Annotated in this window: 15 protein-coding genes; 12 read left to right on the forward strand and 3 right to left on the reverse strand. The window is 38.6% G+C overall.

Annotation, left to right across the window (positions count from 1 at the left end):
- Positions 1-90 precede the first annotated feature (90 nt).
- The 3 genes from ACYRY3_RS40705 to ACYRY3_RS40715 form a co-directional block, all read right to left on the reverse strand.
- Entirely contained in the window at positions 91-2,895 is a 2,805-nt protein-coding gene (locus ACYRY3_RS40705; RefSeq protein ID WP_460207526.1) for an NACHT domain-containing protein, read from the reverse strand.
- Positions 2,896-3,486: 591 nt separating this feature from the next.
- Positions 3,487-5,634 carry a caspase family protein gene (locus ACYRY3_RS40710; protein WP_460207527.1) on the reverse strand — a complete coding sequence of 716 codons (2,148 nt, stop codon included), beginning with the start codon at positions 5,632-5,634 and terminating at the stop codon, positions 3,487-3,489.
- 129 nt (positions 5,635-5,763) lie between these two features.
- On the reverse strand, positions 5,764-6,618 hold the full coding sequence (locus tag ACYRY3_RS40715; RefSeq protein ID WP_460207528.1) for a tyrosine-type recombinase/integrase: 855 nt from the start codon (positions 6,616-6,618) through the stop codon (positions 5,764-5,766).
- Positions 6,619-6,906: 288 nt separating this feature from the next.
- Between ACYRY3_RS40715 and ACYRY3_RS40720 the strand changes: the two genes are divergently transcribed.
- The 12 genes from ACYRY3_RS40720 to ACYRY3_RS40775 all read left to right on the forward strand — a co-directional run bounded on the left by ACYRY3_RS40720 (position 6,907) and on the right by ACYRY3_RS40775 (position 18,653).
- Positions 6,907-7,965 carry a restriction endonuclease gene (locus tag ACYRY3_RS40720; RefSeq protein WP_460207529.1) on the forward strand — a complete coding sequence of 353 codons (1,059 nt, stop codon included), beginning with the start codon at positions 6,907-6,909 and terminating at the stop codon, positions 7,963-7,965.
- A 601-nt stretch (positions 7,966-8,566) separates the two neighbouring features.
- The gene (locus ACYRY3_RS40725) at positions 8,567-9,478 is read left to right on the forward strand and encodes a hypothetical protein (RefSeq protein WP_460207530.1); all 912 of its coding nucleotides are present in this window, start codon (positions 8,567-8,569) and stop codon (positions 9,476-9,478) included.
- A gap of 17 nt (positions 9,479-9,495) precedes the next feature.
- A complete protein-coding gene (locus ACYRY3_RS40730) occupies positions 9,496-10,023 on the forward strand; it encodes a hypothetical protein (protein ID WP_460207531.1) in 528 nt (175 codons plus the stop codon).
- Between the two features lie 105 nt (positions 10,024-10,128).
- Positions 10,129-10,833: a DUF1919 domain-containing protein gene (locus ACYRY3_RS40735; protein ID WP_460207532.1), complete on the forward strand. Its 705-nt coding sequence runs from the start codon at positions 10,129-10,131 to the stop codon at positions 10,831-10,833.
- A gap of 188 nt (positions 10,834-11,021) precedes the next feature.
- Complete coding sequence (locus tag ACYRY3_RS40740; protein ID WP_460207533.1) at positions 11,022-11,861, forward strand: glycosyl transferase; 840 nt, start codon at positions 11,022-11,024, stop codon at positions 11,859-11,861.
- A gap of 5 nt (positions 11,862-11,866) precedes the next feature.
- Positions 11,867-12,823 carry a glycosyltransferase family 2 protein gene (locus ACYRY3_RS40745; RefSeq protein WP_460207534.1) on the forward strand — a complete coding sequence of 319 codons (957 nt, stop codon included), beginning with the start codon at positions 11,867-11,869 and terminating at the stop codon, positions 12,821-12,823.
- Positions 12,824-12,939: 116 nt separating this feature from the next.
- Complete coding sequence (locus ACYRY3_RS40750) at positions 12,940-13,920, forward strand: glycosyltransferase (protein WP_460207535.1); 981 nt, start codon at positions 12,940-12,942, stop codon at positions 13,918-13,920.
- 16 nt (positions 13,921-13,936) lie between these two features.
- Positions 13,937-15,166, forward strand: coding sequence for a glycosyltransferase (locus ACYRY3_RS40755; RefSeq protein ID WP_460207536.1), 1,230 nt, complete (start codon positions 13,937-13,939; stop codon positions 15,164-15,166).
- A gap of 94 nt (positions 15,167-15,260) precedes the next feature.
- Complete coding sequence (locus ACYRY3_RS40760; RefSeq protein ID WP_460207537.1) at positions 15,261-15,971, forward strand: FkbM family methyltransferase; 711 nt, start codon at positions 15,261-15,263, stop codon at positions 15,969-15,971.
- Between the two features lie 17 nt (positions 15,972-15,988).
- The gene (locus ACYRY3_RS40765) at positions 15,989-17,014 is read left to right on the forward strand and encodes a glycosyltransferase (RefSeq protein ID WP_460207538.1); all 1,026 of its coding nucleotides are present in this window, start codon (positions 15,989-15,991) and stop codon (positions 17,012-17,014) included.
- A gap of 77 nt (positions 17,015-17,091) precedes the next feature.
- Positions 17,092-17,877: a hypothetical protein gene (locus tag ACYRY3_RS40770; protein WP_460207539.1), complete on the forward strand. Its 786-nt coding sequence runs from the start codon at positions 17,092-17,094 to the stop codon at positions 17,875-17,877.
- 2 nt (positions 17,878-17,879) lie between these two features.
- Positions 17,880-18,653: a class I SAM-dependent methyltransferase gene (locus tag ACYRY3_RS40775; RefSeq protein WP_460207540.1), complete on the forward strand. Its 774-nt coding sequence runs from the start codon at positions 17,880-17,882 to the stop codon at positions 18,651-18,653.

The raw sequence follows: 18,653 nt of genomic DNA on the forward strand, positions 1-18,653 counted from the left end.
CTTAATTTTTGCGAATTGATAACCCAAAAATGATGTTTACTACCAAGGTTTTGTATTGGCGTGAAACAACTTCCATATTAAAATCCATATTTACCTTTGAGTCAGCTTTGCTTTGAATTCATCTGAAGCAATATACGCCAACAGCATCCGGTGGAAAAAGACATAGCCACCCCCAATTTTTTTCATCAATAGACGCTTTGAAACAAAGTCAAGGAATTTTGCATAATTACCGGGAATACGACCTTTTTGATAAAGTATCTGACGCAAATTTAAATGTTCAATACAGACTAATCCACCGTATTTCAGTCCAAAAATCAGCCACAAACTCAGCCCAAAAACTAGCCCAGATCTCGGTTCAAAAATTAGCCCATAAATCAGTCCAGAAATCAGCCCAGAAATCAGTCCAAAAATCAGCCCTTTTTTCAGAGAACGATAAATGCCACAATTTGGAACTGGTTTCTGTGCATCAATCAGCCAAATTATCTCAAAAATCAGCCAAAAAAACAGCCTAGAAATCAGCCATATCAGTGCATTAATTAGCTTATCAATCAGCTTATCAATTAGTTCATTCAGTCCAAAAATCAGCCAAAAAATCAGCCTAAAAATCAGCCATTGACATAACAAACGGAGGTTCTTGAATAGCACTATTTCTTTTGGTGAACCAAAAATCAGCCCATAAATCAGCCCTAAAGTCACCCCCAAAATCACAGAAATCAGCCCCACAGTCACCCCAAAATTCGGCTCAAAAATCAGCGCCAAAGTCGCTCCAAAAATTAGCCCAAAAGTCAATCCAAAGATCAGCCCATCAATTAGCCCATCAATTAGCCTAGAAATTAGCTTAGAAATTAGCTTAGAAATTAGCCCAAAAATCAGCCCACAAATCAGCCCACAAATTACAAAAATTAGCACAGAAATTACAAAAACTAGCCCAGAAACTAGCCCAAAAACTAGCCCAGAACTCAGCCCAGAACTCAGTCCTGAACTCAATCCAGAACTCAGTCCAAAAGTTATCCCCAAAATCAGTATCAGACTTATTGAGTATTTTATTTTATACTCTTGGAGTTCACTTTGATTCTGTAACCAACTGGACTCAATTTTCTCAATCAAGAAGATTGTTTGCTTTTCCTGCACCATCCAGATCGCTAAACAGTTCAACCAAAACAGCACATCCTTCTTGTCATATTCTGAAGTAGTGCCTCTTTCTAGCCGCTGCTCAATATAGGTATCAAATAAATGTTGGTTTCGCGTCTTCTTTGAATAAAGTTCATCCATCAACTTTTTCACTGACCACCCCTGGTATGCCACACTCATAAAGTTCAAAATCATGGGATTTTGAGCAAATTGCTCTAATTTTGCATCTCTTTTTAAGAGTGTTTTTAAGCCTGCCAACGATCCACCAACGCTATCTAAAAACTGATACACCTGCATCGAGGACAGGGGCTGAAGACAAATGGCACTGCTGATTTGTAAGCGTTCTATCAGATCTTCATAGTCTCGTACCCGACTACACACTGCCACCTCTGTCTGGGAAAACAGACCCATAAATTTATTTAAGGCACGAACGCAATCGTTTCGATAGTATTCGTTGACTTCATCCAGCCCATCCAGCAGGAGGATAAGCCGCTGTTGAGTAATCCAGGTTTCACTCAATGATTGAAGCACTTGATATTTTTCTCGCAGTTCATCAACCAACCAATCTGCGATTGATTTTCGATTTTTTGCCCAGGAAGAAAGATTCAACACAATTGGTATTGGTAAGCTCAAATTCTTTTCACTGCGTTCTATCAGGCGTTGTGCCAGTCGCAGGAGGGCGATTGTTTTCCCTGCTCCTGGATCTCCCAAAATTAGCAGCGTCCGACCTTGCCCCATTTCCTTATAGATGCGCGTTGTACTTAATTCGTCAAATGAGTCATCTAATTCCACAGAACAAGCTTCAATCCCCTCGGAGAGATCGGAGATCGCATCAGGACGAGCTTTCATGTCAAGGCTAAGGTCAGTATCACCCTGAAAGATAGGCTCAAGAAATCCCTCGATCCAAAACGATTTCACATTACTTAATAAAATCTTGCGCTGTGCATTCTCAAATTTGGTGATAGAAGCTGCATTTTGAACCGAAAAACGCCCAAAATTGTCATAGACTGCTCTCGCTTGATCTTTGTATTCCTTCCGTTCAATTTCTTGTCGAATGACTTCTTGAAATTCCAGCAACAGATTGGGCGATGCTAATGAAGGCGGAATTTTTTGAGCTAAATTAATCTTTGTCGCCCCCTCAAGCAGCATACTCTTCTTTAACAGAACTGGCTTTAAATGTTCTGACAGATTAGGTTGTACGGGTTGTGTAACTTCTCCAGCGTATTCAGCCTTGCGATTTTGAGTAGATTGTAAATTTTTTTCACTCCAGATTAGAATCTGATTACAACCCATTTGATACGCTGTTTCGATAGTTTTTCCGGCTGCTAACCCTGTATAAAAGCCTATTGAAAACTGATGAGCAGCTTGATCGAGGATGCGCTGACTCATCCCAACCACATAATCAATATGCTCAACGATTACTTTTGCTTGGCAATCGCTATCGCAAGCATTCAGCACGATACACTTAATATCCTCTGAAAAAGTTTTAAATATTTGAGCCAGTACCTTCGTGCTAACAAATTCTTCTCGTCCATCCTCATCCTGGAAAACTAATCCTTTTTCCCCAGCTCCATGCCCGCAAAAGTGAACGAACTTTGGACTATGTTCTGCAAGTAATGCCTGTAGCTCTTGAGAACTAACAAGGAAACAATACTCCATTTCAAACTTTCCCAAACGTTGTACCAGCCCTTTCAAATCTTTAGCTTCTCTATCAAGATTCAAATCTCCTCTTGGATTAGAGGAGAGAATAAGTATCTTTGGCATTGGTTTTCGCTTTATTATAATAAAATACGGTTCAGTTAAGGCTGAATGGTAGGAATTTTAGACTTGTAGAGACGCGAAATTTGAGCCAGCGCCCTCAGGAGGGTCTCCCGACCTAGGCGACTGGCGTCGCGTCTCTACACAGGTTGACGGTTGGTAAATTCTCTTAACTGAACCGTATTGTATTATAGTAAAGTATCAATATTTATCCATTCGTGACAAGTTAAAATAACGTTGCTTTTGTCAATTAGAAATTTTGACGAGATTTTGGTAATAAATAAGGCATTAATATAAGCTTTATACTGACATTTTGGCGCGAAGATAAATCATAAGTACAAAGATTACGCAATTGATAACCCAAAAATGATGTTTACTACCAAGGTTTTTGGCATTATTTTCATTCACTAGGTATATTGACAAATGCATCACAACCTTAACTTGTCACCAATAATATTTATCTGATATCTACTAGCGTAGTAAAACTTGCTAGAGGTATCTTGGAATTGTAGAAAACTCGTTTGAGATTGTCTTCTTAACGAACACAATTAAGACTTTAATCTAGACTCTCAAGTTAGTTTTACCGTTCTAGGATATCTATGGGCTATCTGATCTCAGAATAGGCTGATTAATCAGCTCGCGCTTGATGGTGAATTGAATTTGCTTCGTCACCCATTCAGCATTGGGATCTGGTTCGTAAACCGCAGCACGAGTTAACTGTGGTGAAACATCTGCATCTTCACCGATAGCTGCTAACAACTTCCCAAACGGGCTGATATTGCGGTAAGTACCCTTTGAGGCTTTTGTTTCAAATTCCTGATCTAATGCTGGTAGTTTTAACCAACGAAAGTCAGCATATCCGCGAGTGGCAAACAGTTTGAGCATTTCTTGCACTTGCTCATATCCTTTGTCTTTTGGTATTTTAAAACGAATTGGATTGTCTTCCACCTGATTTGGTACAAGTTGAAAGAAGGGAGCATCAAGTCCCTGAATTCGATACTGGGAGATTTCCCAGGTTGATTCTAAATTCAATACTGCTATATTCAAGGGTTGAGCAGAAGTATTTTTAACCCGTAGATATGCAAGTTCGCCATTTTTAAAAACTATATTGCTTGAATCAGGGAATGGTTGTTTTTTCTGGTCTAGTAACACAAATTCAAGAGCATTAATCAGTGCAGAATCTGGATTGTCCAGTTCTTGAACAACTTGATACTTGGCTAGATGAACCAACCGTTTGACGACTTCCTGAGTCGCTTCTGAATCACCAATCATCAAAGGAGGGTTCAAGTTTTTAATCGGCATCCCGATGCAAATTTCGTATTCGCCATTTTTACCAATTGCTACTTGATAATGGGCTTCTTCATCTTCCTGTACTTCAATGATCCAGCCATTTTCTGCTAAAGCCTGCCGAACGGCATTCAGCGCATCTTTTTGTTTGTCAACTAAATTCTGAATTGGTAATTCATCTTCCGCATCACCAAGCTTTTTTTGGTCAAATAGACGGACTCGACGCACTAGATCCGGTGGTGCAGATAACATGAAAGCGGGCGCACCTTGCTCTATCTGTCCCTTAACTCCCATACCACCGTCTGCCTCTTCTAAAACTTTAGCAGATGCGCTGGATGCCTCAACCTCTGTCACCTCCACGATTGCCAGTTGATTCTGTTTATTTGTGAAGTCAGATGTATTGAGCGGATAGATAGCAAACCTTGTACCGTTGCTTAAGCCATTTGCAAAGCCTGCATTCAGCTTCACTTGTTTTTGACTGGCATCAACATCCAACACAGTTACAGTATATTGAGTGGAGACAAGATTACTACCGAATACGGAGCGATCGCCTTCGCCCAACAACATCGGTAATTGGCTGGGAAACTTGCTCTGAATTTTGGCATTAATGCGATCGTGCAGGGTTTTATAGCTGAGTGTTCCAAGAACGGTTTTCAAGGTGTCAATCATCCAATAGGTCAGCGCCCCATGCCTTTCCTTCCCATTCACGGCATACTCATAGGCATATTCTGTGGGACGACAAGCTGCTAGTAACACATAGTCTCGTGGTTCTGGCATCCAGGAAATATAATTTGTTTTTTCAGTTTGCGATCGCCAATTTCTGATTAATTCTTCCCGTGAGGCTACCAGACTCTCTCTGGAACGGATCACAGTATCCTCTTGATTTGAACCTCGAATATCACAGTCACCACGAGTTGCACCACCAGAGTGACAGCTATCCAGGATGATGGTAACAACCAATCCTTTGTCTGTCATGCGTTTGAGCAAAGTATTTAGCTCAACATCGCGCAGATATTGCCCATCCTGTTCACCGATATCTGTTGGGACAATTCCCTCATCATTCTGCCCATCCCCTTTTAGTTCTGAGTAAATTGTGATGGCGCGTCCACCATGACCAGAGTAATGGATATATACTTGGTTTCCAGTGGATGCTGTTTCAGTTATCTCTTGGAAAGCATTGACAATATTCTCATAAGTTGGCTCTTGCTCCTGAACAGATGTGACCTCTAAAAGCGCCGTATCTTTTGGATTGGGAGAGGTTAGCTTTCGGATTCGTTCTGCAGGGATATTGAGTGTTGTTTTGAGATAGGCATCTACAAGGTTAATGTCGCGGACACAACCTCGGAGGTTTTTGTAAAGCCGATTGGGTCTGTAATAATCAATGCCAATTAATAAAGCGTGTAAGTCAGAACCTTTTTCTCGTTCAGTTACTGCTGGCTCAACCCTAGCTTCTTGCATATATTTTCTTAGATACCTCTATAATCTCACTGAATTCGTTAACTATAACAGGTTTTTACAAACATCCTGGCTTAATACCAATATGAACTATTGGATGTTTTTTCACCCATAACAGATTGCTCCGCGCAATCATTTTGATTTCCAACGTTTTACTAAAACTTCTCCAGAACTCCTATCGGGACTTACGTGTAAATATTTTGAAGTTGTATCTAGGCTAGTATGCCCAAGTACAGATTTCACCAAATGCACCGGAACTCCTTCATCAAGAGCGTGTGTTGCATGGCTGTGGCGGAACCAGTGAGCTGACACATTTTCGGCATTTTCCAGTCCTGCTGCTGCCGCCGCTCTCTTCACCACCCGATCGATATGAGAAGGTGCTAGCGGTCTAAGAGTAGCAGAAGCAAACACAGGGCTATCCTTTAATGCATCACCTTTCCATTCCATTAATTCCTGCCATAGCTCCTGGGGAACGTGAACTCGGCGAGTGCGCCCACCCTTGCCGTAAACGTTAATTTGCCCACCTCCCCCACGATTCGCGATCGCATCTTTCCATCGCAGCCCGCATAACTCAGAAACCCGGATTCCACATAAATATAAGGTTTTGAGGATGAGTTTGTTCCTGCTATCGCAAGTGATATCAATCATGGCATCAACATCCTCTGGGGACAGGATGCGCTCAACCAAAGTATCTTTGGGTTTTGGCAGCTTAAATTGTTTGGGGATGGGGCTGCGTGAGATTGGCGGATTTTCCAAACTGGTGACATAAGAAAAGAACGCCTTCAAAATATTAAGGTGCTTAACTTTTGTGGTATCCGCTTCTTGCAGCGAATCCAACCATTCGCGGACATGGCGGATTTGGATGGAGGCTAGAGCATCCACAGAGGTAAAACTTAGAAACTTGTGAATGGTATTTTGGTAAGAAGCACGAGTTTTACCATGATGAACGTCCAACCACTCAGTTACCAGTTCCGCCAGTGTCTTCATATCATGCCTACAGTGTGTGATGAGTAGAAAGCTACTAATACACACCATTGTCGCCGGAAAGCACCATTTTTCGTGCAGTCAACACGACAATTAAGTTTTACTTATCATTAGCTCGCCCAAAAGTCATTATTAGGTCTCGATTGATAAGTCTTGCTTAATTCCCAGTCGGTGACAGCACTGGCTCTCTTGCTTCCCAATCTATACCCATGCTGTACATCTATCTTTACAATACTTCTATCTAGACTTGTACAGATTGGATTCTAGAAAAATGGCTGACAAGGACAAGTCTTGTTAATACCAAAAATTTATTTAGTTATGGGACGAATTCTAAATACTCGCCAAGGTCATCTCGATGTTTTTCAAAATTTAATAGGAATCAAGTCAGGACTTGCTTTAAAAAATAACGAGTCTATTGAGATTCTTGAACTAACACATAAAGCGATTGAAAAAACAGGAATAGTATTAGGTGGAGCTATTAAATGGTGGCAAGGAAATAGCCAAGAGCTAATTTCTGTTAGAGTGGAAAACTTACAAAAAAATCTAATTCATATATTACATTCTCTAGGTGCAATTAGTAATCTTGATGAGCCAAGAGACATATTGAATAAATTTTTGGACAGAGAACTAGGTAGAGATTTTAGAAAAAAAACATGGGAGTTTATAGAAATATTTAGTTTTGTTCAAATATGTTTGAACATTAGTACATTTTTCCCGGAAATGCTACCAATACCAGATGTTCCTAGTAAAATTGAAACTCTTGTAGAAAAATTTAAGAATTCGCAAGAGTTTGGAGAATATTGTCGGAGAAATTTAATGGGTCGTCACTTACCTATACGAAGAGAATGGAATGGGTTGCTTCTACTTTCCGATTTGTTTAACAGTGAAGAGCCACCTATTAATACAATAGCAGGACAATATTTTGACCAAAGATACATTGATTATTTAAATGTACAACCAGAAAAAATCCAAAACATTCAATGGCGTCAGTTCGAGTACTTAACTGCTGAGTATTTTCAACGTAATGGCTATCAAGTAGAAGTTTGTCAAGGTAGAAAAGATGGTGGTAAAGATGTAATTCTAAGAAAAGAAATAGGAACTGTAGGACCAGAGCTTATTATAGTTCAGTGTAAGCGTTATGCCGAATCTAACCCAGTTGATATTGATACTGTTAAGGCATTCTGGACAACTGTGAATGAGTCAGGGGCAACAAGAGGTTTAATTATAACTACCAGCAGGTTGACTAGTGGTGCTAAAACTTTTTGTGAAGCTCACAAATATAGACTTACACCAGCAGAAAGTGATACTGTTCGATTGTGGCTCCAAAATCTTGCTTCGCCTAAAACCTAGCAAATAAAAAAAATTCGCCGTTCCTTCTTGGCTAAATATTGTTAGATTCGGCATTCTTGTAATAGTCCCCAGTAAGCCCTTCATTTTGACGTGGGCATCCAAGATAAAATTTTCTCGCTTGGTCTACTGTTGTATGAATACTTTGAGGTTTTAACCTTCTTTATTGATACTTGACTGGGCTGCTTGATTCCTCGCTCGCAAGCATGATATTATGTCTAGTCAAAAAACGTGTGGTCAGGTGCAACCAAAGTAAAAACCCTCAGTGGCGAGTACTGGGGGTTTTGCTTTGAGAGATCTGGGCGTTGCGATGTCCTTCTGGGGGCGGGGGGAGGGTCATGCAAAAAAGCTCCTACGGGCAAGTAGGGGCAAAACTGTCAATGCATTGGTAATTGTTAGCTGTCGGTGAAGCGTGAATTCGTCCGGATCATCTTTTTCTTCCACTTCCATTACTAATATCCGCATAAATGCTGATGTATCTGTATAGAAAATATTTTATTTTATAAGTATTATATTTGGATACCCAAGTTTTAAAACAAGTACTTAATAGCAGTTGGGACTATCTATATTAGATATTATTTATTGACTTTGGGAGTATTAAGCAATGAAAGAGTTTGGATTAACTCTAGAACAAACCAGAATAATGTTTAGCTACCAGTATCATTTAGTATTAGCAGATATTGAATATGAAGTGAATTCTGCAACTAAGTCGCTAAAGAAGCAATGGTTAGCCAAGTGGAAAGAATCAACAGAGCTTTTTATAAAAGGTCAAGTTAATCAAGATAAGAATAGTCATTTTGATTTTCACTTAATTACCGATTTTGAATTGCTAAAGAAGCTGGTTGTCCCAATCAAGGATAATAAAGGTAATCAATTAACTTTATATTTAATCATTTTAGAAGTTATTCTTTTTAAACCGTATTATACCCTCGGTAATGCTAGTGATGAACAGTTCAAAAATTTGAAAATAACTGATGAAGAAAAACTGACTAGCAAACTGAAGGTCTTAGCTAGAACACTAGATATATCCCCAGATATTGTTACACGTTTTAAGTCTAACTATAACGAAGCAGTTAATGGGATTAAAGGTGGTTTGAATCCTTGGTTAGTAGGTGTCTTTGGGGCGATTGTACTAGCAGTAGCAGCTGCATTTTTCACTCCTGCTATAGCAGCTTTATTAGCACCAATACTAGCACCCGGTCTTTCCGGCGCAGCAGCAGTTTCAGCCGTTTTAGCTGCTCTTGGGGGCGGTGCGATCGCAGCAGGTGGATTAGGAATGGCTGGTGGTTTTGCAGTCATTGTTGCTGGTGGTGCGATTCTTGGCGCTGGTGCTGGTGCTGGCGTTGGTGCTTTATTTGCTCAATCTCCTGACTCGGCTCTAACCCAAGCCGCCAAACTGGAAGTAGTCATGAAAGAGATTGTACATATTCAAAAAGATATTCGTTTAGCTCAAGAAATTATTAAAGAGCAAAGACAAGCTATTCGCTCTCTTGAGGTGAACCAGAACCTTGGGTAAAAGATTTTTGGGTTTGTTTGGCACTAAGAGATTTGGGTGAAGACATTCAAATTTACTTTTGGGATAATGCCTCTCAGACTGAGAAGCAGCACCCATCTTTTGCCCCGATTGGTGCTGGAATGGTACTACAGAGAGCGGCAGCCATACATTACAAAAATAGCATTTTGGGAGATGTAACTAGATTGGGTTTTGATAGAACAGGTCGGAGTTTACAATCAGGAGGTGATTGCGACATCAACCTAACACTGCTAGGGGCAGGTTGGGGAGTGGCTTATTTTCCCCAACTCCAGCTTACACACTTTATATCTGCGAATCGTTTGACAAAAGACTACCTTGCTCGATTGAGTTTTGCTTCATCGCGTTCTTGGATTTGGGTTTTGAAGACTCACGATATTCTACCTTGGAAGGAGATTCCGCGTTGGAGTGTTTTACCTAGGAAGATAAAAGCATTTTTTAAGTACCAACCCTGGAAAAACCCTGTTTCTTACGTGCGTTGGTGGGGAGCATGTGGCACGTTTGAAGGTTTGGCTACACTCTTGGAGTAAGCAAAAACAAGTTTATTTGTATCGCAGTTTTTATTTCTGAAATAGCTCTTTATTATAATTTGAGATTTTCAATTAAGTTATTTTTCTAACAAATCAGACGGAATTATGAAGGTAGCAACACACTTAAAAAATCGTCTACAAATATTAGATCAAAAGGTAACTCAGAGCCGCTTGAAAAATCATAAATTCACCATTATATCCAACAACTGTTGGGGAGGAGAAGTTTATCGAGCTTTAAATCTCCGTTACGAAAGTCCATTTGTAGGTTTATTTATGTTTGCTCCATGCTATATCAACTTAGTTAAAGAAATAACCAAAAAAATAGATACGAGGTTAAATTTTGTTAATGTCTCACGTTATGAACTAGCTAATGACTATAGAGAGCAAGGAGTTTGGGAACTATATCCTATAGGGCTACTAAATGATGAAATAGAAATTCATTTTATGCATTATGAGAATGAAATAGAAGCAAGAGAAAAATGGTTGCGAAGAACTCAACGAATTGATTGGAATAATGAAAATAATATTTTTTTTAAATTTTGCGATAGTGGTTTATGTACAAAAGAATTAATAGAAGAATTTCATACTTTAGAAGCCAAGCATAAGATTTGCTTTACTAGTAAAAACTATCCTAATTTTGCCTCCAATATTTGGATAGAAGAGTGTCAAAAAGACGACAGTGTTATGGATGGAAGAAAATTGTACAAATTTTGTCATAAATACTTTGATTTACTGGATTGGCTAAACGGAGGAAGTGGAAAAATTAATCCCGTAAAAAAGCTCGTAAATAATTGGTTGTACAATAATTAATGAAAGATTGGATATAAATTTTAAATATGAATTTATCAATAAAACAAAGACAATTGAGATACTTAATAAAGCGGTTATCTCTGGGAATAATATTTTATCATCTGTATTACGTCCCAAAAAGATTTCTACAACAATGTTATGATAAGGGTTTAATAACTGTAGCAGCTAATTTTCAAGCACAACAGCAAATGAAAAAAGCTGCATATCGCTTGCCATCTCTACTCATAAACGAAGCGGCTACCCCTCTAGAAGTTCACTTTTTAACAGGAAAAAAATTTTGGTATCAAACTTGTTTTTGTGCCTATTCAATGTCTCAGTATACAGATGTTCCTCTGCGTCCAATAATTTATGACGATGGTTCATTATCAAAGAGATACCAAAATGAAATTCAAAGAATTTTTCCTTACGCCAAAATTTTTCTAAAACAAGAAATTGAGGAACGTCTTGATGAATTCTTACCAGCAAATAAGTTTCCTTATCTTAGAGAACGCCGCCGCTATTACCCCAATATGCGGAAATTAACTGATATTCACGTTGGGTCAAAAGGTTGGAAATTAGTCCTAGATTCCGATATGTTGTTTTTTCGGAAACCTGATTTTTTATTTGACTGGCTTAAGTCTCCACAACAGCCGTGTTATATGGTTGATGTAGAAACATCATATGGTTATTCTGAAACACTAATGGTATCTTTGGCACAAGCAGCAATACCAGAACGCTTGAATGTTGGAATTTGCGGTTTGAAAAGTGATGACATTGATTGGGAGCAGTTAGAACATTGGTGTAAAACTATGATTGAAGAGCAAGGGGTATCTTATTATCAAGAGCAAGCACTTAGTGCCATGCTAATGGCAGGTAAAACTTGTTTAGTTGCCGCAGCAAACGACTATATAGTTATGCCTAGTTGGGAGGAATCCATCAATCCTAAAGCAGTTTTACATCACTATGTGGCAGACTCCAAACCTTGGTATTTCAGTTACGGTTGGAAGCATATTGTGCAAAGAGATCTCCGAACCAATAGAACGAGGTAGGCATTATGAAACCCTTAGTTTCTATTTTAATTCCTTGTTACAACGCTGACCCTTGGTTAGCTGAAACATTGCAATCAGCTTTGGCTCAGACTTGGCAATACAAAGAGATTATTTTTGTTGACGATGGCTCGACGGATCGAAGTTTAGCGATCGCAAAAGAATTTGAAAACACAAGAATAAAGGTTATTTGTCAAAATAACCGAGGGGCTAGTGCTGCTAGAAATCGAGCATTGCAAGAGGCTCAAGGTGATTTTATCCAATATTTAGATGCAGATGATTTACTAGCTCCGGATAAAATTGAGTGTCAATTGCAACTTTATCAGCAAACCAAAAGCGAGTATTTATTATCTGGAGAATGGGCACGGTTTTACAACTCACCTACAGAGGCAAAATTTATTCCAGAACCTGTTTGGAATGATATGTCACCAGTTGACTGGTTAGTCTGTTCTTGGGAGGGTGGAGGAATGATGCATCCTGCAGCTTGGTTAGTTCCCCGTACAATTGTAGAGAAGGCGGGCTTATGGAATGAAAATTTAGATTTAAATGATGATGGAGAATATTTTAGCCGTGTAGTGCTAGCTAGTCAAAGTGTAAAGTTTTGCCTTGGAGCTAAAAGTTACTATCGTTCCGGTATTTTAGGTAGCCTTAGTGGTAGAACATCAAGGGAAAGTTGGGAATCTGGGTTTCTTGCCTTGAAACTTTGTACTAGTCAACTTCTTGCTAAGGAAGATAGCTGGCGTACTCGTCATGCCTGTGCAACAGCTTTCCAACGCTTTATTTATTCGGTTTATCCAGATGCTTTAGATCTTGTACAAAGAGCAGAAGCAGAAGTTCAATTTCTAGGTGGTTCAGATTTGAAACCATTAGGTGGTCGTTTTTTCCAAATCTTGAGCAGATTTGTGGGTTGGAAATTCACAAAACGAACCCAAAAAATTGCTCAACGTATCTTGTCTATAAAATGAGTACACTTATAACAGTGATTGATTTTCTTATAATTCTGAATTTATTTTGCTGTTATTAGAAAAAACCGAAAAAATAAAAAAGCGAATTCTTATAAAATAATTCAAGGAATATTTAAATGGCAGTAAAACCTCTTAACCTATTTTATGAAGAACCAGAAAAAGATCGCTGGCTACCGCTAGATCGATATCCCAGACAAGTTGTTCGACGAATTATTAGAGGTAAGAGACAACCTGGTGGGATGGAAAGATATTTTCTCAATCTATGTGCTGGTTTGGAAAGAATTGGAATTCCTTATCGTATAAATAACTATCGCTATATTCAGCAGCATCCAGATGAAGTCGCTTGCATTGTTGGTAAGCCTCATCTTCTAAATAAAATTCAGTGGAAAAACCCAATTCTGTTTGGACCTGCAGTTTATTCTCATCCTTGTGACGATCCATTATTACTAGAGCGATTACCTATAAGGCAGGTACTTGTATCTTGTGAATGGTTTAGAGCAATGTATGCATCTAGTTTTGGGAACAAGGTAACAGTTTGGGCTTCAGGGATTAATACTTATAAATGGGTACCAGGATCTTTTATTAATAAAGACATAGATATATTACTTTATGACAAAGTTAGATGGCATTATAATTATTATGAAAAAGAATTAATTACTCCAATTAAATCTTACTTGCAAAAACGAGGATTGAAAGTAGAAGTCATACGCTATGGATTTTATAGAGAAGAAAACTTTCAATCGCTTTTAAGTAGAAGCAAAGGTATGATATTTATCTGTGAACATGAAACACAGGGCTTTGCTTATTTGCAAACTCTCGCTGCGGGAGTTCCTATACTAGCTTGGGATCGGGGCGGTTATTGGCAAGATCCTGTATATTTTCCTGAAAAAGTTAAATTTTCTCCTGTTACTTCAGTTCCATATTGGAATGAGCAATGCGGAATCAAATTCAAAGATATTGATGATTTTTATGTGAAATTAGATGAGTTTTTAGATAAAATGGACTTGCAGCAATTTGTACCTCGTAACTATATTTTAGAAAACCTTTCTCTAGAAAAATGTGCTCGTCATTATCTAGAAATTTTGAATCAATTGTAAGAAAGGTTAAGTGAAGATGGCAAAAATTCTCATTCTGATTGGTGCTCATCTTTGTACAGCTCCTCGCCCTCAAAAAGAAGCGGAAACTCTGGCAAATAGTGGTCATGATGTTACAGTACTTGGTTTTTGGTTTGATCCAGACTTGGTAAAGCGCGATCGTCTCCTAGTGGCTAACAAAAAATGGCGGTTTGAACCAATAATTGACTTTCAACCAATTCACCGTTGCAAAAATTTAGGAATTAGGTTCCAAAACCGGATTACGAAGGAAACATTTAAACGGTTTGGCACTTTTTCGCCAGCCTTATTAGGGTACGGTGCAAAAGCTATGCTTAAAGTTGCGCGTCAAGTTGGTGCTGACTTGACAATCGTTCATTCAGAAGCAGGGCTGTGGGTAGGGAATTCTCTACTAAATGAAGGTTTCCGTCTAGGAGTAGACTTTGAAGATTGGTTTTCTGAAGACCTTTTACCGAATGCTCGTACTTTTCGACCAATCTCCCAATTGAAAGTATTTGAGAGCCGCCTTGCTCGTAGCTGCACCTACTGTTTAACAACTTCCCATGCTTTAGCTGAAGCTTTATCAGAAGCTTATCAAGCTCCAAAACCAACTGTTATTTATAATACATTTCCTTGGGCTGAGCGATCGCAAATGGATGGCACGCAGCGAGATCGTTGCAATTTCAACTTACCATCTATTCATTGGTTTTCTCAAACTATTGGACCAGGAAGAGGACTAGAAATATTATTCCAATCTTTACCTTACCTAAATGTGCCGTGTGAAATTCATTTACGTGGTCATTATCCTGAAAGTTCGCAACAATGGTTAAACCCCCTGATTCCAAAGCAGTGGTACGATCGCCTGTTCATTCACTCCACTGTCTCAAATGCTGAGTTACTATCCCGTATTGCTGAACATGACATTGGTCTAGCTTTAGAAATTCCCTATTGTTACAACAAGCAATTTACAACAAGTAACAAACTTTTTCAGTATATGCAAGCAGGTCTAGCGGTGATTGCTACTGACACTGCTGGTCAAAGAGAGGTTTTCAATCAGTACCCTGGAATGGGTAAATTAATCCCCAATAATGATTCTATAGCACTAGCTCAAGCTCTAAATGATTTTCTACAAAATCCTGAAAAACTAATTGCTGCTAAATCAGCTGCCTTGCAAGCTGCCAAAGACAAATATAACTGGGAAAGCCAAGTAGAGATTCTCTTGAGACTAACAGAACAAGCAGTCAGTAAATGAAATCAACCTATGCTTTTAAGAGTTATAAGAGCAAGCAATTCTATGACTATATAAATCTTCACACGTTTTTCCAATCATTTTTCAGAAGTTAACTATGTCTATTAAACTATCAATTCGGAAATATCTGGGAAGAAAATTGGGCTTGCCCGAAATACCTTTTGCCCTTGAAAGATTATCTGATTTAGGATTTCAACCTCAGAGCATTTTTGATATTGGAGCCTACCGAGGCGATTTTGCTTTGTCTTGTTTACATATTTGGCAAAACTCAAAAATAGCTTGTTTTGAAGCATTGGAACATAAGGTAACTCAACTTTTGCATTTGGCATCTCATAACTCATCTATTTCCGTATTTCCAACGCTTGTAGGTGCAGAGGCGTGTGATAGAGTTCCACTGTACGAAGCGGAAACAGCGTCTTCTATCTTGGCTGAACACATTTCCCAAAGCTTTCCAGTTAAATTTTATCCAATGACAACTGTGGATCGAGTTGTTCAAGAAGATTTTTATGGAAGTAGTCCAGATTTGCTTAAGCTTGATGTTCAAGGTTATGAATTAGAAGTGTTGAAGGGAGCCGAAAAATCCTTACCGCAAATGCAAGTGATTTTGGCAGAGGTAAATTTTCTGGATATTCATAAAGGTGTGGCTTTAGTAGCAGAGGTCATCACATGGCTTAATGAGAGAGATTGGGTTGCTTATGATATATGTGGTTTAACTCGCCGTCCTATAGACAAAGCTCTTTGGCAAGCAGATTTGCTTTTTGTACCACGCAACAGTCCTTTGCGAGCAGATAAGCGCTGGGCAGCTTAAATAAGTACTTACGCACTATGAAAATTCTTTTAACAGCCGATCCAGAACTACCAGTACCACCACTGCTATACGGTGGAATTGAGCGTATAGTTGACCTTATGGTTACTGAACTACAAAATCGCGGTCATACTGTGGGACTCGTTGCTCATCCTGACTCGACCTCACCTGCAAGTCAGTTTTTCCCTTGGGCAGGAAGGCGATCGCAAAATAAATTTGACGCAATCAAGAATACTATTACCTTATGGTCGGCTGTTCAAACATTTAAACCCGACCTAATTCACAGTTTTTCTCGCATCTTCTACCTAACGCCCCTGCTGCGTTCTCGGCTTCCTAAAGTGATGTCATACCAACGCTATCCCAGCCATCGTACTACAAGTTGGGGTATTCAGCTTGCAAAAGGTTCTCTTACCTTTACAGGTTGTAGCGATTATATCTGCAAAATTGGACAAGCTTCTGGAGGAATTTGGCATACCATTCACAATTGCATAGCACTAGAGAAGTATACTTTTCAGCCAACAGTTCCTACTGATGCACCATTGGTATTTTTGAGCCGAGTCGAAAGAATTAAAGGAGCTCATAAAGCGATTGCAGCAGCTTTAAAAGCTGGACGTAGTTTAATCATTGCTGGTAATCATGGAATAACTGGAGAAGAAGGACGATATTGGCAAGAAGAAATTGTTCCTTACTTAGGAAAGAATGGAATTGAGTATATTGGACCTGTAAATGATACTCAGAAAAATCAGCTACTAGGGCGAGCTGCCGCTATGATTGTGCCAGTTGAGTGGGAAGAACCGTTTGGTATTGTTTTTGCTGAAGCTCTAGCTTGCGGCACTCCTGTTATTTCCTGTTCAAGAGGAGCATTGCCAGAGATAGTACGTCACGGTATTGATGGCTATTTGGTTCAAAATGATGAAGAAGCTGTTGCAGCTATTCAGCAATTACCAAATATTAACCGTTCTAATTGTCGTCAACGCGTTGAAAAGACTTTTTCATCTTCTGTAATTGTAGATAAATACGAAAACCTCTATCAAAACCTTGTCTAGCAATTTATTTAACCTTCACAAAAAAGTTTTACTTTGCCTACTTTTAAACCCAATTTTCGCATTTTATATTTGGTCTTATGATAGCTCATACATCTATTGATATTAGTCCAATATATTCCGTAGTTATGACTGCCTGTATTAATCCTGGTGGTGAAAATGTATATCGTTCCAAACCAGAAGTACGTCTGAAAGATTACGAAAATAGCCTTAGATTTTGGTTGGAACTTAAAGAATCACGAATTAAAAATATTATATTCATAGAAAATTCTGGATATCCACTAGAAAAGTTAATAGAAATTTCTCAAAGTTATAATCCTTGGAATAGAGAATGCGAATTTATTTCTTTAAATTGTAATGAAATACCATCTGGTCTACATTATGGTTATGCTGAATTTAAACTTTTGGATGTAGGGTTACTAGAAAGTAAAATTTTTGTCAAAAGTGATTATCTAATAAAGGCAACAGGAAGATATAAATTTCCAGCAATATCTCGACTCCTTAATTGTTTGCCGAAAGAATATAAACTGGCTGCTGATACCAGAAATGTTTCTCGATTTGTTCCTTATCCACGACAAAATGTAACAGTTGCTTTAATTTTATTTTCTCGTGATTTTTATCATAATCATTTGCGTGAAATTTATAAAGAAATGCAGTTATTACCCAGAAAAAGTTTTATTGAAGATATCCTTTACGATAAGCTAATGCCTATATACGAAGAACCCGGTATCATTCTCCGCTGGCCTTGTAATTGCGAACCACAGGGTATTGGTGGAAATGGTCAATCATATACTTCTCTAAAGAAAAGAAGCATTGCAGTTTGTCGAGCAGTTGGAAGAATTATGTTACCTAATTGGTGGTTTTAAGCATGGATTTACTTAGAAAAACATCAAATAAATTAAGTTTTATACCTAGTTTACGCAATCCAGTTCTTTGGACTGAAGAAAATTGGCGTTCTTTCTTATTCAATTTTAGACAGAACGAGCGTGGTATTGCAAAGCATGAGTTTCAGAAATGCCAAACATTAGAGAGCTATTATGAATTTTCATGCAAATATATAGGAATGCATCAAATTAAGAGTGAAATCTTGCAATTACTAGAATTTTTGGTACCTTTAAAACCACAATTAATTTGTGAAATTGGCACGGCTGATGGAGGTACAAATTTTCTTTTAAGTCAGGCTTTACCAAATGTAGAACTCATGATTGGTGTTGATTTGTTTGTCAGAAACCAATTTCAGCTAAAATACTTCTCCAAACCCGGTCAACACTTAGCATATCTTCATGGTTCTTCCTACGCTCCACCCACTGTTCAAAATGTTCTGTCAGTGCTAGGCGATCGCAAGCTCGATCTTTTATTTATTGATGGTGACCATAACTATGAAGGTGTAAAAAAGGATTTTATCATGTACCGAAATATGGTAAAAGAAGGCGGAGTCATCGCTTTCCATGACATTATTCCAGATTACAAAACTCGATATGGCAAAGATACTTTGCGCTGGGCAGGTGGGGTTCCTATCCTTTGGCAGGAATTAAGGCAGATGTACTCAAGTTTTGAATTTATTGAAAATCCAGAGCAAGACAGCTATGGCATTGGTGCAATTTACTATTCTGAATCTGTCCGTTTACCAGCTAATTGGTAA

Source organism: Scytonema sp. NUACC21, assembly GCF_054684315.1.